Consider the following 5,592-nt stretch of genomic DNA (forward strand, 5'->3'; position numbering starts at 1 on the left):
GGAACGTTGCGACGCGCGGCGGTGAATATACATTGTGAAATCGCGTACGGGATAACGACCAACCAATTAAATAGCAATTTTCTTAAAGTAGGAGGATGAATAGATGTTTCTTCAGAACAGTCAGAGGAAGATTGAAGAAGAATTTTTGAAATTAACAGAGAAGTTTGGGGCGGACAGGGAGCCGCTGAAGACGATTTGTGAGAAACTGGATGGGTGCGGCAGAGATCTGGGGCTGGCAATGAAGTATTTGTATGTGACCGCGCCTTATAGTGATCTTGTGAATTATACTTTTGAGGAGATTCAGGATTTCGCAAGTCATGGGCTGTTTCTTTATAATACGCTGGACAGGGTGAAAGAGCTGCCGGAGGAGATGTTTTTGAATTATATTCTGGATCACAGGGTGAATGAGGAAGAGGTACTTCCGTGTCGAAGCTTTTTCTGGAATGAGTTGAAGGATAGAATTGAAGGAAAAAATGCGAAAGATGCGGCAATTGAGGTAAATTACTGGTGTGCGGAGGAAGCTACTTATCATAGTGGTGATGACCGTACACTTCCGGCACTTACGGTATATCGAAGAGGTTACGGACGCTGCGGTGAGGAGTCTGTTTTTCTGGTAAATGCACTTCGCAGTGTGGGAATTCCGGCGCGGCAGGTGTATGTGCCAAGGTGGTCCCACTGTGATGACAACCACGCATGGGTGGAGCTTTGGTGTGACGGAAAATGGTATTTCACAGGCGCATGTGAGCCGCTTATGATCCTGAATAAGGGGTGGTTTACCAATGCTTCTTCCAGAGCAATGATGGTGCATTCCCGCCTGTTTGATCTTTTCCCGGCAGAAGGGGAGGATGTGATCGGCAAAGAAGGTGCAGCGGTTATGTTGAACCAGACTACGCGTTATGCCAGGGTGAAAACTGTTTCTGTAAAAGTGACAGATAAAGAGGGCGCGGCTGTAAAGGGCGCTCAAGTGCAGTTTCTGGTGTTGAATATGGGAGAGTATTTTCCTATTGCAAAGGCAGAGACAGACGAGAAGGGAACAGTTTCCTTAGTGACGGGTTTGGGAAGTGTGAGAGTTCTGGCATTCCTTCCGGGGATGGAAGGCTTTGCACAGGCAGATCTGGATACCAGAGCGCAGGATGAGATTTCCCTGATTCTTACTGGTGAGACTGTGGAAGCTGAGGATTGGAGAGCTGTAGATGTAATTGCGCCAGTTGACACCCCGGTGAACCCGGACATGCCTACCCAGGAGCAGAAAGCAGAAGGAACCAGACGACTGAATGAAGCAAACAAGATCCGCAAGGAGAAGAAAGAAAATTGGGTAAATCCGGAGCTGACCGCTTTTCTTGCAGGAGGCGATGAGAAGGAACTTCGTCAGGCAATAGTGGATGTGCTTTCAGAGAAGGATCATACAGACTGTGTTTGCAGGGTGCTGGAAGAGCATTTGGAATATGGAAAGATATATGCTAAGGAGTACCGAGATCTTGTTTGGGATGTTAACGGCACTGCTTGCGGCGAGAAGAATTGTAAAACTGAAAAATCTGTGGCATATACAGGCGTTTCTGGTGCTGAGAATGGCTATAACCTCTATATCAATTACGTATTAAATCCCCGTGTGGAGGACGAGCTTCTTCGTCCATACCGAAAAGGCATTCTCTCCTTTTTTACAGAAGAGCAGAAAGCCGCTTTCCGCACAAATCCGGCAGAAATCTGGAATTATATCCAGGTGCACATCACTGCCTACCCGGATAACGAGCGCGAGACCGTAATGGAAACTCCATACGAATGTCTGGTATCTGGAATTGGTACCGAGCGTTCCAAGAAGGTACTTTTTGTGGCAATCGCCCGTACACTGGGAATTCCGGCAAGATTGAATCCAGATAATAAGGTAATGGAATATTGGGTAAAAGACCAGTTTGTGTCCGTTTTGAAACAGCAGAAGGGTGGCGCAGTTCTCACACTGAAAAAAGAGGCTGATGCTGTATGGAACTACTATCAGAACTGGACAATGGGACGTCTGGTTGGAAATGAATTTGTTTCCCTGAATCTTACCGGCAGAAGCTGGAAGGGGGATACTCTGGAGCTTGCATTGATTCCAGGAATCTACCGGATTATCACCACCAACCGTCTTCCTAACGGAAATCAGTTTGCATGGGAGAAAACATTTACGATAAAAGAAGGCGGACAGAGAGAAGAAACCTTGCGTCTCCGCGAAGCTCAGCTTGGCGATATGCTGGAGCGTATTTCCCTTCCGGAGTTTGAAGTAAAAGATTCTGCCGGAAACACAGTAACCTGCGCTGAGTTAACCAAAGGCGGCAAGAAAATTCTCATGTGGCTGGAAGAGAGCCGGGAGCCTACGGAACATATTTTGAATGAAATGCTGGAACATGCAGAAAAATTCCACGAATTTGAAAATTCCATCTCCTTCATGATTCGTACTCCGGAAGCCAAGCAGGATCCTCTTCTGGCAAAAGTGCTGAAGATGTTCCCGAATGTTTCCATCTATTACGATTCCTTTGAAGAAAACATTGAACTTCTGGGAAGAAGAATGTACGTTGATCCAGACAAGCTTCCGCTAATTCTGGTAACTAATGGCGAGTCTGTAGGGATTTATGCAACCAGCGGCTATAATGTTGGAACTGGCGATATGTTGATCCGTATTATGGAAGAAGTGCCGGAAGTATAAATTGCATTTAAAAGAAGATATAGTAGTTTTTGAAGTATATAGTAGAATTTCTAAGAAATATAGAGATGGTTTTCTTTGTGCTCTAGAGGTGCGCAGCAAAGCATAATAAGGAAAATTGCAAGGCCTCTGAATGTAGCGCATTAAATAGGAGTAAATCGGAAGCCATCTCTAAATGGAGTAAATTATGAATAAATACACAGAAATTCACCCAAATGGACAACGCGCGTATCAGTTTGTAGCTGACACGGCATACGTCCGTGAATCCGGCACTAAGGGGGAGCACAAAGCAGCTGAATACATTTTGAAGGAAGCGGAGCAGGCAGCAGCCCAGACGGGAAAGTCTGTCTACATTCAGACACCCCGCATGGAATTTTTCCAGTGTCCGGATTTTCAGCAGAAAAAGGCAGAGCTGGTAATCTGCCAGCCTTATAAGAAGGCTTATCCGGTGCGTGCCTACCTGAATGGCGCCTGCACCCTGGAAGAGGGCATCACAGCACCATTTCTCTTCGTGGGAAAAGGAGACGACATCAGTCTTTCCAAGGCAAAAGGGGCAGTTGTGCTGGTCTGCGATCCTATTCGTGAAGATATGATAAATAAAATAAAAGCAGCAGGTGCACTTGGCTTTGTAACCATATGCGGCACGCCGCTGGATCAGGGGGAAGACCGGATTCCAACCCAGTACCGCCGCAAGGCAGGTGATCTTCCAGGCGCATCTATCCATTATCTGGATGCAGTGGAAATCGTGGAGAAACAGGCATCCAAGTGCTGCCTGAACATTCAGCAGAGCGAGATTTCCCGCAATTCCGCCAATGTGGCAGTACGCATTCTGGGAACTGATTTTCCAGAAGAAATCGTTACGGTAACGGCTCATTATGATTCTGTTCCGGAAGGCCCTGGTGCATATGACAATATGTCCGGCGGAGCCATGGTGATGGAAGCTTTTCATCATTTCGCAGAGCACAGACCAGCCAGAACTATGGAGTTCATCTGGTTTGGCTCCGAGGAAAAAGGTCTGGTTGGAAGCCAGAATTATGTGAAATCCCATGAAGGAGAAATGAGCAGCCATGTGTTTAATCTGAATGTAGACCTGGCAGGGCAGCTCCTGGGAGGAAACGTTCTGGGAGTAACTGCAGATCCGACTGTCTGTGCAGAACTGAAAAACCTCATGGAAGAAAATCAGCTGGGTGTTACCATCAAAAATCAGGTCTGGGCCAGCGATTCCAATACTTTCGCATGGAAAGGTGTGCCAGCGCTTACCTTAAACCGTGACGGCTTTGGCATGCATACAAGACACGATACGGTAGAATATATTTCTCCTCGTGCACTGGAAGAAGGGGCGAAAACTCTCTGCACAGCAGCTGCATGGGTGGCAAACGAGCCAGAGCTTTCCTTTGAACGGGAAATTCCAGAGGATATGAAGAGAGAACTGGAAAAGTATTTTGCCTAATGTTACAGGAAAGGACATTATAAAATGAACAAAGTAATCGAAGAAAGAACAAAACGTACCGAATGGTACCGTGACGCCCGTTTCGGCATGTTTATTCACTGGGGACTTTATGCAATCCCTGCCAGAGGAGAATGGGTGCGCAGCGTGGAGCAGATTCCACATGAGGACTACTGCCATCTCACAGAAGAGTTCACAGCTGAGAATTACAACCCAAGAGAGTGGGCGCGTCTTGCGAAAAAGGCAGGCATGAAATATGCTGTGCTCACAGCCAAACACCACGACGGCTTTTGCCTTTTTGACACCAAACTTACTGACTACAATTCCATGAATGCAGCCTGCCACAAAGACCTGGTAAAAGAGTTCCTGGAGGCATTCCGTGCAGAAGGAATCAAAGTAGGTCTGTATTTTTCTATTATAGACTGGCGCCACCCGGATTTCCCACACTATGGGGATATGCACCATCCAATGCGCAACCATCCGGAATGCTCCAATGAAAACCGCGATTTCGACCGCTATCTGGAATTTATGTTTGGGCAGATCAAAGAGCTTCTTACCAATTATGGTAAGCTGGATCTGATGTGGTTCGACTTCTCCTACGGCGATATGAAGTGCGACAAATGGAAAGCCCAGGAGCTGATTTCCATGGTGCGTTCCATCCAGCCCTGGCTGATCATTGATAACCGTCTGGAGGGCAGTGCTGAGGATTCCGGTTCTATCCTTACTGCAAATCCTACAGAATATTCCGGCGATTTCGCATCTCCGGAGCAGATGATCCCACCAGCAGGAATCCGCAATGAGCTGGGTGATCCGGTACCCTGGGAAGCCTGCCTGACCCTGAATAACAATTGGGGCTACTCTTCCAGTGACCGTCATTATAAATCAGCTGAAATGGTCATCCATATGCTGGTTGAGTGCGTCAGCAAGGGTGGCAACCTGCTCCTGAATGTAGGGCCTGATGCAAAAGGTCGTATTCCGAAGGAGTCTGTGAAGATTCTGGAAGAAGTAGGAGAGTGGATGGACGAGAACTCCAAGAGCATCTACGGCTGTGGCTATGCTGAAATCGATAAACCGGAATGGGGCCGTTACACCCGCAACGGAAATAAGATCTACGCCCACGTTATGGAGCCCCAGGCAGGAGCAATCCCTCTTACCGGAATTCACGGTAAGATCAAAAAACTCCGCCGTCTTTCCGACAATTCCGAGGTAAAGCTTACGGATTACTGGAACCTGAAGGAATACTCCCAGAATCAGTTCTTCTTCCTCAACGCTGACACCTGCGACAGCTACCCGCTTCCGGATGATCGGGATACGGTTGTGGAAGTAACACTGGAAGAAACTGAAGAATAAGCAGATATAAACAGAAATAAACAGAAAGGGACTGCCGGGAAATGATATGCTCCCTTCTAGGTAGACAAGTGAAATAATAAAAACTTGTCACTTAGGAGGGAGCATATTTTATGTCTAA

Annotated in this window: 3 protein-coding genes; all 3 read left to right on the forward strand. The window is 47.1% G+C overall.

Annotation, left to right across the window (positions count from 1 at the left end; translation table 11 throughout):
- Positions 1-103: 103 nt before the first annotated feature.
- The 3 genes from AB5Z12_RS20535 (at position 104) to AB5Z12_RS20545 (ending at position 5,474) form a co-directional block, all read left to right on the forward strand.
- Positions 104-2,680, forward strand: a complete 2,577-nt coding sequence (locus AB5Z12_RS20535) for a transglutaminase domain-containing protein (protein ID WP_148463618.1) — start codon at positions 104-106, stop codon at positions 2,678-2,680.
- A gap of 184 nt (positions 2,681-2,864) precedes the next feature.
- Positions 2,865-4,127 carry a M28 family metallopeptidase gene (locus tag AB5Z12_RS20540; RefSeq protein WP_148463617.1) on the forward strand — a complete coding sequence of 421 codons (1,263 nt, stop codon included), beginning with the start codon at positions 2,865-2,867 and terminating at the stop codon, positions 4,125-4,127.
- Between the two features lie 24 nt (positions 4,128-4,151).
- Positions 4,152-5,474, forward strand: coding sequence for an alpha-L-fucosidase (locus AB5Z12_RS20545; RefSeq protein ID WP_148463616.1), 1,323 nt, complete (start codon positions 4,152-4,154; stop codon positions 5,472-5,474).
- Positions 5,475-5,592: the final 118 nt, after the last annotated feature.

Source organism: Ruminococcus sp. RTP21358st1_G6_RTP21358_211008 (assembly GCF_040908885.1).
Lineage (GTDB): Bacteria > Bacillota > Clostridia > Lachnospirales > Lachnospiraceae > Blautia_A > Blautia_A faecis.